The organism is Chryseobacterium lactis, from assembly GCF_003815875.1.
GTDB lineage: Bacteria > Bacteroidota > Bacteroidia > Flavobacteriales > Weeksellaceae > Chryseobacterium > Chryseobacterium lactis.
Genome location: NZ_CP033924.1, coordinates 3,062,107 through 3,081,638, shown reverse-complemented (window position 1 = coordinate 3,081,638; position 19,532 = coordinate 3,062,107). Strand labels below are relative to the sequence as shown.

Annotated in this window: 15 protein-coding genes; 2 read left to right on the top strand and 13 right to left on the bottom strand. The window is 37.1% G+C overall.

Annotated elements, in window-relative coordinates:
* The first annotated feature begins 103 nt into the window (after nt 1-103).
* A complete protein-coding gene (locus tag EG342_RS13675; protein ID WP_103293039.1) occupies nt 104-1,375 on the top strand; it encodes a helix-hairpin-helix domain-containing protein in 1,272 nt (423 codons plus the stop codon).
* A gap of 77 nt (nt 1,376-1,452) precedes the next feature.
* Here the strand turns inward: EG342_RS13675 and EG342_RS13670 are convergent, their stop codons facing one another.
* The 6 genes from EG342_RS13670 to EG342_RS13645 all read right to left on the bottom strand — a co-directional run bounded on the left by EG342_RS13670 (nt 1,453) and on the right by EG342_RS13645 (nt 6,629).
* Nucleotides 1,453-2,676, bottom strand: a complete 1,224-nt coding sequence (locus EG342_RS13670) for a YncE family protein (protein ID WP_103293040.1) — start codon at nt 2,674-2,676, stop codon at nt 1,453-1,455.
* Between the two features lie 316 nt (nt 2,677-2,992).
* Nucleotides 2,993-3,718, bottom strand: coding sequence for a 23S rRNA pseudouridine(2604) synthase RluF (rluF, locus tag EG342_RS13665; RefSeq protein WP_103293041.1), 726 nt, complete (start codon nt 3,716-3,718; stop codon nt 2,993-2,995).
* Between the two features lie 83 nt (nt 3,719-3,801).
* Entirely contained in the window at nt 3,802-4,497 is a 696-nt protein-coding gene (gene truB / locus EG342_RS13660; protein ID WP_103293042.1) for a tRNA pseudouridine(55) synthase TruB, read from the bottom strand.
* 21 nt (nt 4,498-4,518) lie between these two features.
* The gene (locus EG342_RS13655) at nt 4,519-5,337 is read right to left on the bottom strand and encodes an undecaprenyl-diphosphate phosphatase (RefSeq protein WP_103293043.1); all 819 of its coding nucleotides are present in this window, start codon (nt 5,335-5,337) and stop codon (nt 4,519-4,521) included.
* A gap of 93 nt (nt 5,338-5,430) precedes the next feature.
* A complete protein-coding gene (locus EG342_RS13650) occupies nt 5,431-5,727 on the bottom strand; it encodes a DUF3098 domain-containing protein (RefSeq protein ID WP_103293044.1) in 297 nt (98 codons plus the stop codon).
* A gap of 2 nt (nt 5,728-5,729) precedes the next feature.
* Nucleotides 5,730-6,629: a cell division protein FtsX gene (locus tag EG342_RS13645; protein ID WP_103293045.1), complete on the bottom strand. Its 900-nt coding sequence runs from the start codon at nt 6,627-6,629 to the stop codon at nt 5,730-5,732.
* A 91-nt stretch (nt 6,630-6,720) separates the two neighbouring features.
* Here EG342_RS13645 and rsmA point away from each other — a divergent pair, with 91 nt between their 5' ends.
* Nucleotides 6,721-7,491, top strand: coding sequence for a 16S rRNA (adenine(1518)-N(6)/adenine(1519)-N(6))-dimethyltransferase RsmA (gene rsmA / locus EG342_RS13640; RefSeq protein WP_103293046.1), 771 nt, complete (start codon nt 6,721-6,723; stop codon nt 7,489-7,491).
* A gap of 117 nt (nt 7,492-7,608) precedes the next feature.
* Here rsmA and EG342_RS13635 read toward each other — a convergent pair whose 3' ends face one another.
* The 7 genes from EG342_RS13635 to rdgB all read right to left on the bottom strand — a co-directional run bounded on the left by EG342_RS13635 (nt 7,609) and on the right by rdgB (nt 19,505).
* The gene (locus EG342_RS13635) at nt 7,609-9,969 is read right to left on the bottom strand and encodes a choice-of-anchor L domain-containing protein (protein ID WP_103293047.1); all 2,361 of its coding nucleotides are present in this window, start codon (nt 9,967-9,969) and stop codon (nt 7,609-7,611) included.
* A 232-nt stretch (nt 9,970-10,201) separates the two neighbouring features.
* Nucleotides 10,202-13,780, bottom strand: a complete 3,579-nt coding sequence (locus EG342_RS13630) for a choice-of-anchor L domain-containing protein (RefSeq protein WP_103293048.1) — start codon at nt 13,778-13,780, stop codon at nt 10,202-10,204.
* 169 nt (nt 13,781-13,949) lie between these two features.
* On the bottom strand, nt 13,950-16,313 hold the full coding sequence (locus EG342_RS13625) for a choice-of-anchor L domain-containing protein (RefSeq protein WP_103293049.1): 2,364 nt from the start codon (nt 16,311-16,313) through the stop codon (nt 13,950-13,952).
* A gap of 216 nt (nt 16,314-16,529) precedes the next feature.
* Complete coding sequence (locus tag EG342_RS13620) at nt 16,530-17,087, bottom strand: DUF1003 domain-containing protein (RefSeq protein ID WP_103293050.1); 558 nt, start codon at nt 17,085-17,087, stop codon at nt 16,530-16,532.
* 12 nt (nt 17,088-17,099) lie between these two features.
* Complete coding sequence (locus tag EG342_RS13615; protein ID WP_394338005.1) at nt 17,100-17,870, bottom strand: TIGR02757 family protein; 771 nt, start codon at nt 17,868-17,870, stop codon at nt 17,100-17,102.
* Between the two features lie 7 nt (nt 17,871-17,877).
* Nucleotides 17,878-18,792: a ribonuclease Z gene (locus EG342_RS13610; protein ID WP_103293051.1), complete on the bottom strand. Its 915-nt coding sequence runs from the start codon at nt 18,790-18,792 to the stop codon at nt 17,878-17,880.
* Between the two features lie 128 nt (nt 18,793-18,920).
* Nucleotides 18,921-19,505 (bottom strand): RdgB/HAM1 family non-canonical purine NTP pyrophosphatase, encoded by a 585-nt coding sequence (gene rdgB, locus EG342_RS13605; protein ID WP_394338004.1) that lies wholly within the window; start codon nt 19,503-19,505, stop codon nt 18,921-18,923.
* Nucleotides 19,506-19,532: the final 27 nt, after the last annotated feature.

The window sequence follows — 19,532 nt, the reverse complement described above, 5'->3', positions numbered from 1 at the left end:
TTTTAATTAATTTTATCAGCAGGTTTATTCAATCTGTATTCTAAACTCCAGCACTTTATCTCTTCTCATTGCCACGCTTTATTTTTATCGGTAAGTTTACCCGATGATGAGAAAAAGCTATTACCAAAAACTGGCATTCATGGGTATACTGCTGACGATTTTATTTGTCTTTCAGAAATATACCAGTAAAGAAAAGGAAACTTTCCCTGATGTCAAATTTATTATGAACTCTTCAAATTCTGTCAATATCACAGCGTTTGATCCGAATTCACTCAATAATGAGCAGTGGCAAAATATTGGTTTTTCTGAAAAACAGGCAGCAACGATTCTCAAGTATAAAGATATTGTTGGTGGAGACTTTACTTCAAAGGAACAATTAAAAAAATGCTATGCCATTTCAGAAGAGAAATTCAATGAAATAAAAGCCTTTATACTACTTCCGGAAACAGGCAGGAAATCTTCATCTGTCTTCAAAAGTTTTGAAAAGAAGGAATTAATTATTTCCAAAAAATTTAACCCTGATCAGTATTCTTCGGTAGACTGGATAAAAATGGGTTTTAGTGAAAAACAAGCTGAAGCCATTTTAAAATATAAAAATTATCTGGGTGGAAGCTTTATCAGCAAAGAAAAATTCAGGGAATGTTTTATTATTTCTCCTGAAAATTACAGCAAAATACAGCCTTATTTGCTATTGCCTGCAAAAACACCTGAAAGTTTCAGAAACTTTACTAAAAACAATTCTGAAAAGAACAAAATCCAGTATCATCCTTTTGACCCGAACAGTCTTAATTTAGAAGGCTGGAAAGCACTAGGTTTTTCTGAAAAACAAGCCACTACCATTGTTAATTATCGTGACAGAAACCTTCGTGGAAGCTTTAAAAGTACAGAAGATCTACAAAAGTGTTTTGTTATTTCCACGGAAAAATTTCAGGAATTAAAACCTTATATTCAACTTACAACAAAAAAGCAGGACGCCCAGGAGCAAAAAACCGATTTTTCAAAAGTTGATTTAAATGTGATCACCTTCAAACAGCTGCTGGAATTTGGTTTGGATGAAAAAAGTGCCGGATCGATGATTGGCTTTAGAAAAAAGCTGAGAGGTTTTGTCAATAAACAGCAGATTTTAGAAACCTATAATATTGATAAAGATCTCGTTCAAAAATTAATTTCAATAGCACCGCTGGATGTTTCAAATGTTCCTAAATATACTTTAACAGGAGCTCCTGAAGAATGGCTGAAAGATCATCCTTACTTCAAATATTCTGCTGATAAAATCATCTTTTACCGGATTACCTACCCTGATGATAAGAAAATTTTGAAGTTTTTAAAATTAAAACCAGAGTATGAGGAAAGAATGAAACTATATTTAAAATAACTGGGAAGATGCAGTAAAAACCATCCAAAACAGTGTTGCTATTTTGGACAGTCTCTCGTCTTAAACATTTTCAAATTTTAGTGATGCATGTAACTGCTGGGACCATTGGTTCCTTCAATTGATTCAGGAAGCATTCCATATCTGGAACGTAAATCGACTGTACCTAACGTTTTCCCCGTCTCGATTTCAATAACATTAATGGTGCCGGAATTTAAGTTAGGAATATTCAACAGGTTATTTTGTACCGCTACCACTTCTTTTCCTTTTTTGGTCTTAAAGAAAACCATATGATGCGCTCCTTTATCTGCGGTAAGGGTTTTTAAAAGTTTTAGTTGAGGAAGGTTACTTATATCAAAGACCAAAACTTTTCCAGGATCAGCAAAGCTCACATAGAGTCTGTTATTATCATCAATGTACATTTCGAGAGTCCAGCCTAATCCTTGTGTACTTCCGTCAAATAATTTGGTGAAAGCATCATATTTCTTCGTTGTGGTATTGTATGGAGCAATCCAGATATCGCCGCCGAGCATTGTTGTGGCAAGGGCATATTGTGGAAATTTCCCACGGAGTAATAAAACCTCAACAGGACTGGACATGTCCGTGGGTGAGTCTGCAACCTGATAGGTCTCTTTTAATTCATAGGTATTTAGATCCAATAAGGTACAAGTGTTTCCCATGCCAGTCGTGAGATCAGGATGAATGGTTGAAGTTACCATCATAAGCCCTTTTTCTTCATTAACAGAAATACCATGCGGGTACATAATGAATTTATTGGGATTGTCCTGAATCGGTGCTTTAATGGTTTTAATAAGCTGGTTATTGTTTGCATTAAAAACACCTATACTGCCATCTTTTGGTCCTCCGGCACCTCCCATAAAGGTCATAAAATATCTTCCGTCATTGGTAAAAAACAAATTTTCTCCCACCGTATTCTCACCGGTATCAATCGGTGTTGCATTCACTAATATCGGTTGTCCGTTTTTGTCCTTTTCTGTTTTTATCTGATAGAGATAGCTCCCTCCTAAAGCGGTGGTGAATAGTTTGTTTGCACTCTGATTGTAATAAAGATGGTGAGGCAGCACACCAACACCTAATTCAAGTTTACTGCTGATATTTCCAAAATTTGGAGCTTCAGGATCGAGTTCTATGACAGCTATACCGTCCGATTGCCCTGTCAGACTTCTATAGTCAATATAAAAAGCAGTGTCGTGTGGAAGTTCCGAATTGTGATTGTCATTTTGACAATTAGCAAATGTTATTAAAATAATAATGAACGGAACCGGGTTAAATTTTAATTTCATGGTTTTCAGTTTTTTAGCTATTACTATTATAAATATAACACATTTACACTAACAAACTGAAAATATTACACTCATATGTGAATATTATTAAAAAATCACATAATAAATATCTTTTATAATTAATTTTCATATAAAAATAAAGACAATCAATAGCAAAAACCACAAATAAACCAAGACAAAATCACTGCAACTTCACTTACAATTTTCAAATGGATTAATCACAGATAAAAATTCTAATTTCACGACATAAAAGGCATAAAAAAAAGTAAGCAGGAAATATTTCCTGCTTACCATCTTATTATTTAATTATATAATTTTAATCGTCGATTGTTTTGCTTGAATCTGTCAGTAAAGAATTAAGGGTACTAAGTTCTTCACTTGTTAAATCCCTCCATTTTCCAACCGGGAGATCCAGTTTAAGGTTCATGATACGGATTCTTTTCAGCTTTTTCACCTCATATCCGAGAAATTCGCACATTCTACGAATCTGTCTGTTGAGCCCTTGTGTAAGGACAATTCTGAAGTTCATGTCATCAATCTTCTCAACTTCACATTTTTTGGTAACGGTATCGAGAATTGGAACTCCGTTTCTCATTTTGTCTAAGAACCTCGGAGTAACAGGTTTATCAACCCGTACAATATATTCTTTCTCGTGGTTATTTCTGGCACGAAGGATTTTATTAACGATATCACCATCATTGGTTAAAAGAATCAAGCCTTCACTGGGTTTATCCAACCTTCCGATCGGAAAAATTCTTTTGGGATGATTAATATAGTCTACAATATTATTTTTTTCACGTTTCGTATCTGTTGTACAAACAATTCCTACAGGCTTATTAAAAGCGATATATATAGGTTCTTCCTGCTGTTCTCTGATAGGTTTCCCATCAACTTCTACAAGATCTTCATCAGATACTTTAGTTCCCAGTTCAGGAATTTTCCCGTTTATTGTTATCCTTCCTTCTTCCAACAATTTATCTGCTGCTCTTCTCGAACAGTATCCTGCTTCTGATAAATATTTATTGATACGTGTCTTTTCCATTGGTCTTTTCCTTAACCGGTATAATTTTTATTAGTAGAAATAGTAACCCAGTAATTGGATTTTGCAAAGATAAGGAGTTCTTATCAGCTTTGAAATCTGTAGTCGTTATTTAGAAACTGATCTGTAGCATCTTCAATATTATAATCTCCGATTTTTGTGCGTCTCAATTGGGTCAGATAAGCACCTACCTCCAACGCTTGTCCGATATCATGAGCAAGGCTTCTGATATAGGTTCCTTTTGCACATCCAACGGTAAAACTTACCAGAGGGAAATGAATTTTAATATCTTTAAGATAATGAATAGTTGTCTTTCTCGACTTCATTTCTACCTCTTCACCTGCTCTTGCAAGATTATAGGCTCTCTCCCCATCAATTTTTATTGCAGAATAGATTGGTGGCTTCTGCTCGATTTCTCCTACAAATTTTTCCAGAACTTCCTTTACCTGCTCCTCCGAAATATGGGAAATATCCTGATGAAGGATTTCCGGTTTTTCGGTATCGTAGGATTCTGTTTGTACTCCGATTTTAATCTCTGTCCAATACTCTTTCGGAGCATCTTGTATCTCAGGAATTTTCTTGGTAAATTTTCCGCAGCATACGATAAGAAGTCCTGTGGCTCTCGGATCTAAAGTACCGGCATGCCCTATTTTGAATTTCTTGGGAAGATCAAATTCCCTTTTGAGTTTATATTTCATTTTATTGACAGCCTGGAAGGAAGTCCAGTCTAAAGGCTTGTCTAATAAAAATATGTATCCTGATTTCAGTTCTTCAGCAGTCATGAATGGGTTTAAATGAATTTTCTATTTAAAGAAATAAAAATAAATTAACAAAGCGATTCCTACAAAAATACGGTACCATCCCCAAGGTTTGAAACCATATTTATTAAGTACTCCAATGAATGCTTTGATTGCAATAAGAGCAACAACAAATGCTACAACATTACCCACTACAAAGATTAAAATATGATCCTGAGATTCCATAATCATTTCATATCCTTTCTGAGGATTCGGAGTCTCTTTTCCCCATGTTTTAACGAAAACAGAGTATACTGTTACCGCCAGCATGGTAGGAACTGCAAGGAAAAATGAAAATTCGGCAGCCGCTTTTCTTGTCAGCCCTTGTGTCATTCCACCAATAATAGAAGCTGCACTACGGCTAGTTCCCGGCATCATTGCCAGACACTGCCAGAATCCAATTGTCACAGCCTTTTTTATGGTAATTCCTTTTTCATCATCAATCGTAGGATTTTTAAACCATTTATCTGCAAAAAGCAAGACTACTCCACCTAGCACTAACACTGAAGAAATAGCAATCTGATTTCCGAGAATCGCTTCAATTTTATCATCAAACAAATATCCCAACACCAATGCAGGAACTACTGCAAAAGCCAGCTTAAAATAAAACTGAATATTATTTAAATCAAAAAACTTTTTCCAGTAAGCGACCACAACTGATAAAATAGCTCCAAACTGAATGGAAACCTGAAACATTTTCAAAAATTCGGTTTCTTCCAGCCCCATCAGGTTGGCAGTGAACCCCATGTGTGCAGTAGAGGAAATAGGAAGATATTCTGTAAGCCCCTCTATAATGGCAATAATAATTGCTTTGATTAAATCCATATTCTTTTAAAATTAAAAGATTAAGAGATCCGAAAATCCAGAAGGTTACCCTAAATTTTCTAATCTCTTAATCCTTAAATAAAGTTATTTTATTTATTTTCTTTTTAAAATCGCGTAAACTTCTATGACAAAACCTATCACCACAAACAATGGAGCGATTCTGATTCTTCTGATAGAGAAGACGTCATCATTCCATGAGTTGGGATCAAATTTACCGTCTACGGTATTAGCATCCGGGCCCATCATCAGAAGGAAACCAACCACAATAAATGCCAATCCGATCAGCATCCATTTGAAATTCTGCTGTCCGAAATAGAACGTATTTTCTTGTGGTACTTCAGCTTCATTTCCAAAATCTGAAGCGGAAAATTTATTTGTTTTTTTGCTCATTGTTAAGAGTAATATAAATCGTCAACGTTTGATTTTAAGAATCTCCATGTTGCAATAATGGTACTTAAAACCGTAATAAAAATCCCTACACCCACAACCAATAGTACCAACCATACATATTGCTGATTATCCTGTACAAATGCTGATCCGATCTGATTGGTAAAATAATACCAAACACCAAATAACGCCATAAGACCTATAAATGCGCCAATAGCACCTAAAACCACAGCTTCTATAATGAAAGGTTTAAGAATAAATCTTCTTTTGGCTCCCACCAGCTGCATGGTTTTAATAATAAATCTCTTGGAGAATATTTTCAGACGGATTGAGTTATTAATAAGAACAACCGCCAATACTAAAAACAGAATTGAGAATCCTAAGATCCATCTCAAAATTCTGCTCAGGTTATTATACACATCTACCATCAAGGTACTGTCATTCTTCACATCGATAATTCCCGGAACAGATTTGATCACCTTGATCGCTTCATCAATTTTCGCAGGATCTACATATTCCGGTTTAAGGGCTATTTCAATAGACGAAGGGAAGATATTTTCTTCAAATAATGCATCACTGTCAATCCCCATGCTTTTTTTGGCTTCCGTAGCTGCCATACTTCTTGAGATATAAGTTGCTTTTTTTACCGGAGCTAACGTCTGGATTTTTTTAAAAGTTTCTTCCTCTAGTTTTGCAATTTTTACAGAATCTTTAGCGTCATAATTTTCATCAAAGTAGGCATTCACTACCAGTTGTTCCTTGATATAGTCGGAATACTTTTGAGCATTAATTAAAATAAGCCCCATTAGCCCCAACAAAAATAACACTAAGGCAATACTTATCACTACTGTAATATTGCTGGACCGAAGCCTTTTCTTATTAAATTCATCTACAGATTTAGCCATTAATATTAAAATTTTTGGCTAAAATAGAAAAAATCTTCCGAAATTTGGGACGAAATAAAGAAAATCATTGTTAATAAAATCATAAAAAACTTTGAGTGTAAAAGCAAAAAAACATCTTGGTCAGCACTTCCTGACAGATGAAAACATCGCAAGGAAAATAGTAGAAGGTCTTAGTTTTGAGAACTATAATAACATTATGGAAGTAGGTCCCGGAATGGGAGTTCTTACCAAATATCTTCTTGAAAAGGAACAAAATATCTACCTTGCCGAAATCGATACAGAATCGATCGAATATTTGAAAAACAACTATTCCAGAATTACGGAAAACACTTTTGTAGGAGATTTTCTGAAACAGGATTTCAATTTTATAGGAAACGAGCAGATTGCTATTATTGGTAATTTCCCCTATAATATTTCTTCGCAGATATTATTTAAAATCGTTGATCATTATGAATTGATCCCTGAAATGGTAGGAATGTTTCAGAAAGAAGTCGCTGAAAGAACTGCGGCAGTACCGAGAACTAAAGATTACGGTATTCTTTCTGTCCTGATTCAGGCCTATTATGACGTATCTTACATGTTTACCGTTCATGAAAATGTCTTTAACCCACCTCCAAAGGTAAAATCCGGAGTTATAAGACTGACAAGAAGTCCAAAAGAAGGCTTAGCCGGAAATGAGGTTCTCTTCAAGCAGATTGTAAAAACAGGTTTTAATCAAAGAAGGAAAAAGCTTTCAAACGCATTAAAATCCTTAAACATTCCTGAGGCATTAAAAGGGCATGAATTCTTAGACAAAAGAGCTGAAGAGCTTAGCGTATCAGACTTCATTAATTTTGCCAATCTCTGGAAAGAAAACCAGTAAGAAATAAACCAGAAAGCTCCTGAACAAGGAGCTTTTCTATTGGATACATTTTATTTTAATCTGAATTAAAAAAGCCTTTCAATTGACTTGAAAGGCTTTTGATGATTTTATATTCAGTTATTCTCTGTTCTTAAGCATGATCCATCCTGACCAGTTCATCTGGGCTTTTGATTTCGGATATTCAAAATTAAACTTATACCAATAGGTGGATGAAGGAAGACGCTTGCCTCCTACTGTACCATTCCAGATTGGTGTGTCTTTTGAAAATTTAAACATCTCCACCCCATATCTGTCATGGATAGACCCTGTAAAGTTTTTAAACTGACCCAGAGAGGTTAAATCCAGTACATCATTAATTCCATCATCATTAGGCGTAATCACGTTATTGATCTGCAGGGTAAAGAATTCTAAACTACCCACACAATGAGTCCCTACTCTTCTTACCAGAATAGTATACGTTGTATTGTCTAAAAGGCTGCTAAATATATTTGACTGCTGCCATGTAATTCCATTATCAATAGAATATTCCAAACTACTTGGCAAATTATTCATTGGCGGATTCTCTGCAGTAATCACTAATGTTTTCTTAGTACTCGAATAATCCAATCCGATAACGTAAGGAGTAGCAGCTCCCATTACTTTAGCACTAAACATTTTTTTACAGATTCCATTATCGATTTCCACCGTATAAATGCCCCACTGATCTACATCAATCTTCTGGGTAGTGGCACCTGTGCTCCACAAATATTTATAACCCGGACCAGCTCCTGCATCTAAGGTAGCCTTATCCCCAACGCATATTTCAACATCTGTTAAAGGTGATGTAATTTCAGGAGTTACTTCAACTCTTACTGTTGCAGGATTCAGAGATTTACACCCCTTCGTTCCTAAGGCATATACAGTAAAAATAGTTGTCTGATACAAAGTAACTGTCTGCATATTGCCTGTTCCAGGGAAATTGCTCCATAAATAAGTATCTCCACCTTCTGCCGTAAGTGTTACGGATTCTCCCGGGCATATCTTTATTTTTGATACTTTCACCTTAGCGGTTGGAGTTGCTTCCTTCAATAAGGTAAGTTCTACAGTCTTGCTACAGAATCCTCCGTTGGAAACAACTACATAAAGGATCTGACCATCATTACCGTTATAATTTAATATATTTTGGATATAGTTGTTATTCTGAGCAATTGCATCAGCCTGATTTTCGTAAAACTTAAATACTGCACCCGGAGTAGTACTTATCGATGGTTTTATCGACTCAAGATCAAAAGTCGTAATATCCGGAGTGGTACAAAGAAGTAAGGTAGCATCATTAGCTTGTGGTGTGAACCCACCATGAATTTCTATGGTAGCTTTACCAGGACATGGATTTCCCGGAACACTTACTTCAATAGTATAGGTTCCCGGCTGTGTAGCAGTAATCGTATTGGTCGTAGCACCAGGAACAAGAGTACCATTAAGAAACCATTGGTATACTAAATTCGGATCACTTACAGACGCTGTGATTACCTGAGGCACATTATCACAAACATTGATATCAGAAGGCAGCTGAGCTCCGGCAGGATCTAAAAGTTCTACTCCGATATTGAAAGATCCTCCTTCTAAAAATACAGCAGAATCATAATTATGGTCACTATAATCGGCGATTACCATTTTAAAGTGATACTGTTGCCCTGCAGTTACAGTAGCCGTAGCAGTAAGAGGAATCGTTCTTCCGTTAAAATTGGTTTCTACATTCGCGGTGTTGTAACCTGCAAAATATTGTTCATTAACAGCACCACAAATACCTTGTACTGCCGGGTGAATATTTGTAATACTTACCGGCCCTGCTGAGTTTGGAAGAACAGCCATATTGACATAAGGTCCTCCCGTTGTAGGTCTTAGTAAGATCGCAAATGCGTCCGCAAAGGTACAGGGAAAAGATCCTGTATATTCTTCAGAGGCTATTAAATAATTAAATTTAATTTGAGTCGTTGTAGGTACAAAGTCAAACTCTAAAAGTACAGCATCATTCAATCTGTTTTCCTGTACTCCGATAACTTGTGCCAAATCAGGATCAGAACCACCTCCATTGGTATCCCCTAGCGTACTGCTTTCAAAGCTGTTTCCCGCTTTTCTGGCGAATCCTGTCGAAAGAATGATACCATCTTTGAACGGAAAATTAGTAGCTGCTTTATTAAAATATCCCCAGGCTCTGTTTGCATCACCTACCGCATGGTTAGGAGTGATTTTCACATTGCTTACATTGGGAGTAACACAAGTATTGGTTCCGGATGAAATTAAGACATCTTTTACCAATTTTTCTATATCGTAATTGGTTTCCGTATATGCGGGAGCATTCACATCTATGAAAGCGCCTGCTCTTGCAGATAACGCGGATTTATGTTCCTTTACGGACTTTCTTGATTGTGGAGTTTGTGAAAATAAGAACGTTGAGACAACTAAAAAAAATAGACAAAGCGGTAGGTTTCTTATCATAATATTTTTGTTTCAACAAATTTAATTTTTTTTTGAATATACCATATACATATTTCACTTTTTTGATACAAAATAATAAAATTATAAAGTACTTATGAAAATAATCGATGATTTATTAACTTTTGAAAATACTGAATTAAGCTTCTTAATTCTGCGGTAAAAGCACCTTTTAATAATCAAAAAAAAGCCCTCCAAATAAACTTGGAAGGCTTTTTATTTTATTAAATTCTTTCTAATTTCTATTTTTCAACAAGATCCAACCTGAACGTTGCTCAAGCTTGTTGCTTGCCGGATTCTCCCATTGAACCCTATACCAATACGTACCGGTAGGCAGGTTGATTCCTTTTAATGATCCTTTCCAAACGACATCACCTTTTGTAGCTTTGAAAACTTCTGCTCCATATCTATCGAAAATAGATGCTGCAAAATTCTTATAACCACTAATTCCTGTGAAGTCTATCGTATCATTTATACCATCCATATTTGGAGTAATAGCATTGCTGATAACGAGTGTAAAGTAATCCAGCGAAGTACCGCATTTTGCACCTTTCACTCTTACCATCAGACGGTAATTTGTATTATTCAGAACACCTGAGAATATATTAGAATCCTGCCATACGACTCCACCATCAATAGAGTATTCTAAAATACCTCCTGTCGGATTACTTGCCGTAAGCGTAAGGATATGGTTTTCATAAGTAACATTGGTAAATTGTGGCAGATCCGGATTGATCAGCTGGGCTGTAAAGACCTTGGAGCATACTCCGTTGCTTATGGTTACAGAATAGGTACCGGCAGTAGTTACCGTTATGGTTTGACTTGTAGCACCGGTACTCCACAGATATGTATAATTTGGTCCGGCACCCGCATCTAAAACAGCTTTATCTCCGGCACAGGCATATACATCTTTTAATGTAGAAACAATAGCAGGAACGACTTCAATCTTAATTGTAGCAGGATTCACTGAGCTACAGCCGTTTCCTCCCAATGCATATACCGAGTAGACAGTTGTCACTGTAGGAGTAACAACCTGAGTATTTCCGTTACCAGTAAGATTTACCCAATTATAAGTAATCCCTCCGGTAGCAGTAAGGGTCACAGATTCACCGGCACAAATTTTTGATTTAGAAGCGGCAATTCCAGCGATTGGAGGTCCTACCTGAACCGTAACGGTTGCAGGTGTTGCAGAAATACATCCGTTTGCTCCTACTGCAAATACGGTATACGTTGTTGTATTTGTAGGTGAAACCACCTGAGTATTTCCATTTCCGGTAAGACCATTCCCCCAGTTATAAGTAGCTCCTCCCGAAGCAGTAAGCGTTACGGATTCGCCCACACATATACGTGGCTGAGATGAAACAAGTGCAGCTACCGGTGCCACCCTATCTTCCTGCACTGTCACAGTGGTTGTGTAAGTACAGGTTAAATTTCCAGGTTGAGACACATTGGTAACCGTTAGTGTATAAGTACCTCCGGCACTTACTACAGGATTAAGAGTAGTTCCTCCGGATACAATAGTTCCTCCCGTCCAGGTAATGGTAGACCCGGCCGGCACCACAGAAGCCGAAGCATTGATGGTAACCTGAGGTGTTGTACAGGTAATTGTCTGCGGTGCAGCAACCGTTAATGTTGTTTCAGCAGTTCTCAGCAATTGCAAAGAAACTACATACTTACAACCTCCGTTGCTCACCAGAACATATATAGTCTGATTGGCTGGAGGTGCATATGTTGTTGGATTGGGAATCGAATTTGCATTCCCGGCATTGGCATCAGCCTGGTTGATATAATAAGTAAAAGTTATTCCAGCTGTAGAAGTCGTAATCTGACTTTCCGCTTCCGTTAAGTTATACGTTAGCCCCGGCTGATAACATTTATGCAAAGTAGCATTCTGAGCAGTAAAAGGTTCTGAAACCTCAATTGTTATGGTTCCCGGATTTTGAGATACACACCCGTTCGCTCCTACGGCTGTTACCGTATAAGTAGTTGTCGTCGTAGGGGAAACCGTTTGTGTATTTCCTGTTCCCGGAAGGCCTCCACCCCAGTTATAGGTAACACCTCCTGAAGCAGTCAGGGTTACTGATTCACCTTTACATATTTTTATTTTAGTCGCAGTAAGTCCGGTGTTCGGTGGTGCACTGTCTCCTGTAACCGTTACATTGGCAACAGCAGTACAAATCGTATTTCCTGGCTGATAGGTTTGTGATATGGTTAAAGTATAGGTTCCCGGCGCATTGATAACAGGGTTTAGGGTAGTTCCTCCTGAAGCAATATTCCCTCCCGTTGTTGTCCAGTTAAAAGTAGCACCAGCAGGATATACAGAAGCTGATGCATCCAAAGTAATCTGAGAATTGCTACACGTCAACTGTACCGGAGGAACAATGGAGGCTGTCATCTGTGGAGCCTTTATCAGTTGTAGTTCTGCAACTTTAAAACAGAAGCCGTTTCCAACTCTTACGTACACCGTTTGTCCTCCGGGACTTGGATAAGCTGTTGGGTTGGGAATCGTATTTGTGTTCCCGGCATTGGCATCTGCCTGTGTTGCATAATATGTAAAATTGGCCCCGGGAGTTGTACTGATGGCAGTCTGGGCTGATGTTAAATTAAAAGTTGCATTCCCAGCAGTATAGCAAGCGGTTAACGTAGAATTCTGTACAGTAGGAGATGTTCCTCCTATTACGGTAATGGTAGCTTCTCCGGGACAGCTATTTCCCGGAACATAAACCTTAACAGAGTATACTCCCGGCTGTGTTGCAGTGTAACTTGCAGAAGTAGCTCCTCCAATCGGATTATTATTTAAAAACCACTGGTAAGTCACATTAGGTGCCTGAACAGAAGCAGTGAAAGTTTGTGGAGAATTATCACACATATTTACTGACGTAGGAAGCTGTACTCCTGCAGGATCCAGAATTTTCACTCCAATATCAAATGATCCGGCTTCCAAAAATACCGCTGAATCAAAATTGGAATCCTGGTAATCTGCCAATACCATTTTAAAATGATATGTTTCTCCGGGAATTACAGCAGCTTTAGCTGTTAATGGAATAGTACGTCCATTAAAGTTGGTCTCAATCTGAGCCGTGTTGGTTCCGCCGTAATAGGATTGATTCTTTGGTCCGCAATTAGGATATCCCGGATGAATGTTGGTAACACTCACAGGCCCTCCACCTGCAGGAAGTACTGCAAGATTCGTGTAGGTAGGATCACTGGCTTTCTTTAATAACAGAGCAAAACCGTCTGTAATGGTACATGGGAAATTTTGCTGATATTCTTTAGAGGCGAATAAATATCTGAATGTAATTTCTGTAGAAGCTGCAACAAAATCAAATTCTATAGAAGTTGCATCTCTCAGGTCAGAATTGGGTATATTCAAGGCTGTAGCGAGATCCTGATCTCCTCCTGATGATAAAGCATCACTTAAATCTGCATAATAGGTATTTCCAGCTTTATAGGCATAGCCCGTTGAAAGTACAATTCCTTTGCTGAAAGGGAAATTAGTATTTGCCTTATTAAAATATCCCCAGCTTCTGTTTTGATTGCTAGGCGGTAAATTAGGAGATACTGTTACATTGCTTACATTGGATGTAGCACATCCTCCTCCTGATATTAGGACATCTTTTACTAATTGAGTAATACTATAGCTGGATTCAGGATAGCTGAGTGCATTAACATCAATAAAAGCACCCGCTTTCATAGAGGCAGCACTACGCTTGATAGTTCCCTGTGTTTTTCCTCTGTTCTGAGCAAAAACCAGCACCCCGATAAAAGCAAAAACTAAAGTTAAAAATAAATTTCCTGTCCTCCTATTTAACATTTTATAGTATTTTAAACAAAAATACTATTTTTTTTGATTGAAATTCATCTTAACATAATTTACATTGCTACTAATGCAAATTTATTTATCGTAAAATATCAACTTAATTTATTCCGATATCATAAAAAAAGACTGACAAAATAGTCAGTCTTTCAAATATAATTTAAAATTATTCTATATTTTTAAGCAAGATCCATCCGGTCTTTATCGTGAGCTGCTTACTCGCAGGATCTTCAAAGGTTACCTGATACCAGTATGATGAGGTTGGTAAACGTTTTCCCTGGAAAAACCCGTCCCAGTAAGGTCTTATTTTTTCTGCTTTAAAAACTTCTTTCCCATAGCGGTCAAAGATTTGCCCTTTAAAATCTTTATAGTCACTTATTCCTCGGAAATCAATGATATCATTAATGTTATCGCCATTAGGAGTGATCACATTTTTCATTACAAATGTAAAATACTCAAGGAAGCCTTCACAACTCGTAAATTTAACTTTAACGCGAATAGAAATGATTTTGTTTGGAGGTACATTGGTAAATACATTCGATGCCTGCCATGTAATCCCGTTATCTATTGAATACTCTAAGACCCCGTTACTTGGATTGCTTGCCGTAAGAACCATAGTTCCTCTATCGTTATAATCAACTTTGATGATTTGTGGAATAACAGCCTGAATCACCTGTGTTTTAAATTCTTTTGAACATACTCCATTGCTGATCGTCACTGCATATTCACCCGGAGTATCAACGGTAATCGTTTGAGTTGTTTCTCCCGAACTCCACAGATAGGTATATCCCGGGCCGGAACCTGCATCCAGAAGGATTTTATCTCCTTTACAGATGTATCCTCCTTTAATATTGGAAACAATAGCAGGAATCACCTCAATGGTAATACGCGCCGGCTGTAATGATTTACATCCTTGTGCCCCGATCGCATATACAGTGTATGTTGTTGTTTGTGTTGGATTAACAGTTCTGATTCCTCCTGTACTGGAAGAATCTCCCCACTGATAAGTCACCCCTCCGGCAGCTGTTAACAGTAATGATTCCCCTGCACAAATCTTCAACCTTGGAGCGGTAAGTTTTGCAACCGGAGTTTCTTCTTTCCTTAAAGTAAGCGTGGCAATTTTGCTACAAAACGCTCCATTAGAAACAAGTACATATATTAATTGTCCATCGGTTCCCGTATAATTGGTAAGATTGGTAATATTACTGTTATTTTGAGCCTGAGCATCAGCCTGATTAGCATAGAACTTGAACACCGCTCCTGTCGTGGTACTGATCAGAGGCTTTGCATCTTCTAAATTAAAAGTAGTAAGATCCGGTGTTGAACAAAGCTTAAGTGTGGCATCATGTACTGTAGGACTTGTTCCCCCGACAATAGTAATAGAAGCTTCCCCAGGACAGTTATTTCCCGGAATCATTACTTTTACGGTGTATACTCCCGGTGCGCTAGCGGTATAAGCAGCAGCGGTAGCTCCCGGAATAAGAACTCCATTTTTATACCATTGAAAAGTCATTCCCGGAATTGTAGCTACCTGCGCTTTCAATACTTTTGGGGTATTGTCACACATATTAATACTACCCGGTAATGCTGCTCCTGCCTCGTCCACAATCTTAATCCCGATATCAAAAGACCCTCCTTCCAGAAAAACGGCAGAGTCATGTCCTGTGTCTATTGCGTCTGCCAGAACCATTTTAAAATGATAGGTCTGTCCCGGGATCACATCTGCAACAGCAGTTAACGGAATAGTTCTTCCATAATAATTGACCTGCACGTGAGGACTGTTTATTCCTGCAAAATAAGTGGCATTAGTCGGTCCACAGCTGAATGCCCCTCCTCCGGGCACAATATTAGTTACACTTACCGGCCCTGCTGTTCCCGGTAATATTGCCAAATTGGTATAAGTGGGATCTCCAGCCTTCTTCAGTAAAAGTGCAAAGGCATCGGAGAATCCACTGCATGGATAATCGTTCGTCGGCTCATATTCTTCAGAAGCAAATATATAGTTGAACTTAACCTGAGTAGAGTTGGGAACAAAATCAAATTCGAGAGCTACAGCGTCATTTAATGTAGAAGTATTACCGGTAGCTGCCACAAGGTCGGCATCACTTCCTGTACCTACACTTTTACTCGCCATGCTGATAAAAGAATTTCCAGCGTCTTGTGCATGTCCTGTCGTCAATACAATTCCATCTGTAAAAGGAAAATTTGTAGTTCCTTTATTAAAGTACCCCCAAAATCTGTTGACATTATCTACTGCATGACTAGGACTTACTGTAACGTTGGTTACGCTGGCTGTTGTACAGGTAGTTCCCCCATTGATGAGAACATCTGTTACCAGCTGTGCCGGTGAATAGCCTGAAGGGGCATAGGAAGCCACATTGACATCTATAAACGCTCCCGCTTTGAGACTTTCTGCTGAAGGTTTTATTTTTGAGACCTTTCTGTTACGAACGCCTTGCGAAAATACAGAAACAGAAGCCAACAAAAATAGTACAAGAAAAAAGTAGCTTTTTAATCTATAATTTGACATTTTGTTTTCATTTTCCCAAATGTAACAAAAATATATGTAACATTTTAACCTTAAAAGCCAATTAGGTTCATTTTTAGACAATTATCAATAACAAAAGTTTCTTATTTTTATGCTTTTCACAAATAAACAGATAAAATTTCACAAATAAAAAACAGATCCATGTAAAATGATCTGCTTTTGTTATCTCGTTAAAATAATATATCTCCGACTTTTTGCTTAGTTCTCATCTTTTTTTAGCTGATCAATCTCATTTTGCAGCTGGGTGATGATATCTTTTAAAGCTTTTATTTCATTCTTATTCGAGCTTACATTGCTTTTCAGAATTACATTTTTTGCTCTTTCAATGTGATGTTCCTCTTCCTCTTCTTCATTTATTTCTTCGATATCTTCCTGAATATCTTCAATATCCTCGTTGATTTCTTCAATGTCTTCACTGATCTCCTCAATATCTTCGCTGATTTCCTCGATATCTTCCTGGATGTCTTCTATATCTTCACTGATTTCTTCAATATCTTCCTGGATATCTTCAATTTTCTCATGACTTTTATTGACTGACATTTGAATAAAAATAGCCAGATAAATAGCTTCCAGGGAAAGTACAGTTGTAAGAATCAGCAACATCTTGTCAAATGAGACAAGGTTAACCATCGGAAGCAGAAAAGAGGTAAGAAAAAGCAATGTGTGTACAATCAGTGACTGGATAGACCCAATCCATGAGGTAATGCTATCTGCTATTTTCTCCAGAATTTCTGTTTTCTCATTATATTTTTTCATCCTTATCTTTTTTTACAAAAGTTCCTTAGTCACTCCCAGTCCAAACAATGCAAAGTCATATTTTGCGGGATCATTCTCATCAAACTTTCTTATAGCTACATCTAATTCTTCTACAGTTTTCCAGTCATTCTGAGTTCTGGAAACCAGTCCTAATTTTCTGGAAATATTTCCGGTGTGAACGTCCAGAGGAATCGACAGGTATTTCTGATCTATATTTTCCCAGATACCAAAATCTACACCTCGTTTATCTTTACGCACCATCCATCTCAGAAACATGATAATTCTTTTGGCAGAAGAATTTTTATAGGGCGAGCTGATGTGTTTATGGCTTCTATGCTTTTCAGTTTCCAGGAAGCTGTTTCTGAATCGTTCTATCGCATGTAAAAAATTCACTTCAGGTTCCTGTACTTTAAACAGATTTTCCAGACTTTCGTGTTCTGTATAAATTCTGTTGAATTGTTTAATGAAATAAGAAAAATCCTGCCCGTTAAAAGTCCTGTGAATACTTTTATCCTGTATATTTTCTAAATCTTTTTCTGAGTAATTCAGTACAAAATCATAAGGTGAGTTCCCCATGATATCCAGTATTTTTTCCGCAGACTTAATAATTGATTTCCGATTTCCCCAGGAAATTGTTGCCGCTAAAAAGCCTGCAATTTCAATATCCTGCTTTACAGAGAACCGATGCGGAATCTGTATGGGATCATTTTCTATAAAATCAGGAGCATTATACTGGTCTGCTTTCTCGTTCAGAAAATTTTTAAGTTCTTCAAAATTCAGCATATTCATTTCAAATTTTCACACTTTCCAATGCTTTTGGTAAAAATGAATTGGGAAATATATTTCTTGCTTCATCGGTAAATACGGTAAGATCGGCATATCTGTTGGAGAAATGTCCTAAAATTAATTTTCCTACCTGAGCTTTCTGAGCAATAGTTGCAGCTTCCAGAGCTGTTGTATGTCCTGTATAATCTGCCATTTCTTTCAAATCATGTAAAAATGTAGATTCGTGGTATAAAACTGTTACATTTTTAATAATCGGAATCACATTTTCCAGATAACGGGTGTCACTGCAAAAAGCATAGGATACTGAAGGAGCAGGTTCAACAGTAAGAATTTCATTTTTAAGAACATATCCATCGCTCAATACAAAATCTTTCCCTGCTTTTATATTGTGATAATCACAGGTCTCAATTTCACTGTATTTGGCAATTTCTTTCATGTTGAGATGCCTGTCTTTCGGTTTTTCTTTAAACAGATAACCATTACAATAAATTCTGTGATCGAGAGGAATAGTATATACTTCTACCCTGCTATCTTCATAGATCTTTTCTGAATAATCTTTATCCAGCTCATGATAAACCACTTCAAAACCACGGTGTGTTTCGGTAATCTGAAAAATGGTTTCCATCATCTTTTTGATTCCTTTCGGTCCATAGACATGGATTGGGTTTTCCCTTCCCAAAAGGCGGAAAGAAGCAATAAGCCCCGGAAGTCCAAAGCAATGATCTCCATGAAGATGGGAAATAAAAATATGATTGATTTTTGAAAATCTTGCTTTTGCTTTTCTCAGCTGAACCTGTGTACCTTCTCCACAGTCGATAAGAAAGTGTCTTTCTTCCATTTCCAGCAATTGTGCTGTAGGAGAAGAATTGATGGTCGGAATAGCTGAATTAAAGCCTAATATCGTTAAATAAGTACTCAAATCAATAATTTATTCTAACAAATGTACGACAAATTTAAAAAAGGAAGCGGATTAAAATATCCCGTTAAATCAGAGGTTTATCCCCTTTATCGAACAGGAATATCTCCTCTTAATTTGTTTTTATTTTACTATTTCACTTTCAGAAAATCCATAAAAAGGTCTAATGCCTGCTTACGGTGACTAATTTTGTTTTTGTCTTCAGGATTCATTTCTGCAAAAGTCTTATCATATCCTTGTGGAACGAAAATCGGGTCATATCCGAAGCCTTTAAAGCCTTTATTTTCTGTCAACAGGTTTCCATGAACTCTGCCTTCAAAATATTGAGCTCCGTTTTCATCATAATAGCATAAAACAGTGATGAAATAGGCCTTTCTGTTTTCTATTCCCTTCATTTCTTCAAGAACCTTTTCAATATTTTTAGCAAAATCATGATCTCCCGCGTACCGGGCAGAAAATATTCCAGGCCTTCCGTCTAAGGACTCTACTGCCAAACCACTATCATCTCCTAAACTAGGGATACCTGTCTTTTCAAAGCAGTATTTTGCCTTAATTAAAGCATTAGCATGAAAAGAATCTCCATCTTCTACAATTTCTTCGTGAATATTATAATCTGTAAGACTTTTTACAACACAATCATTTCCTAAAATCTGTTGAATTTCTTCTTTTTTGTGCTCATTGTGTGTTGCTACCAATAATTCCATATCTATATTCATTTTCAATTTTACTTTTTAGCCTGTTGA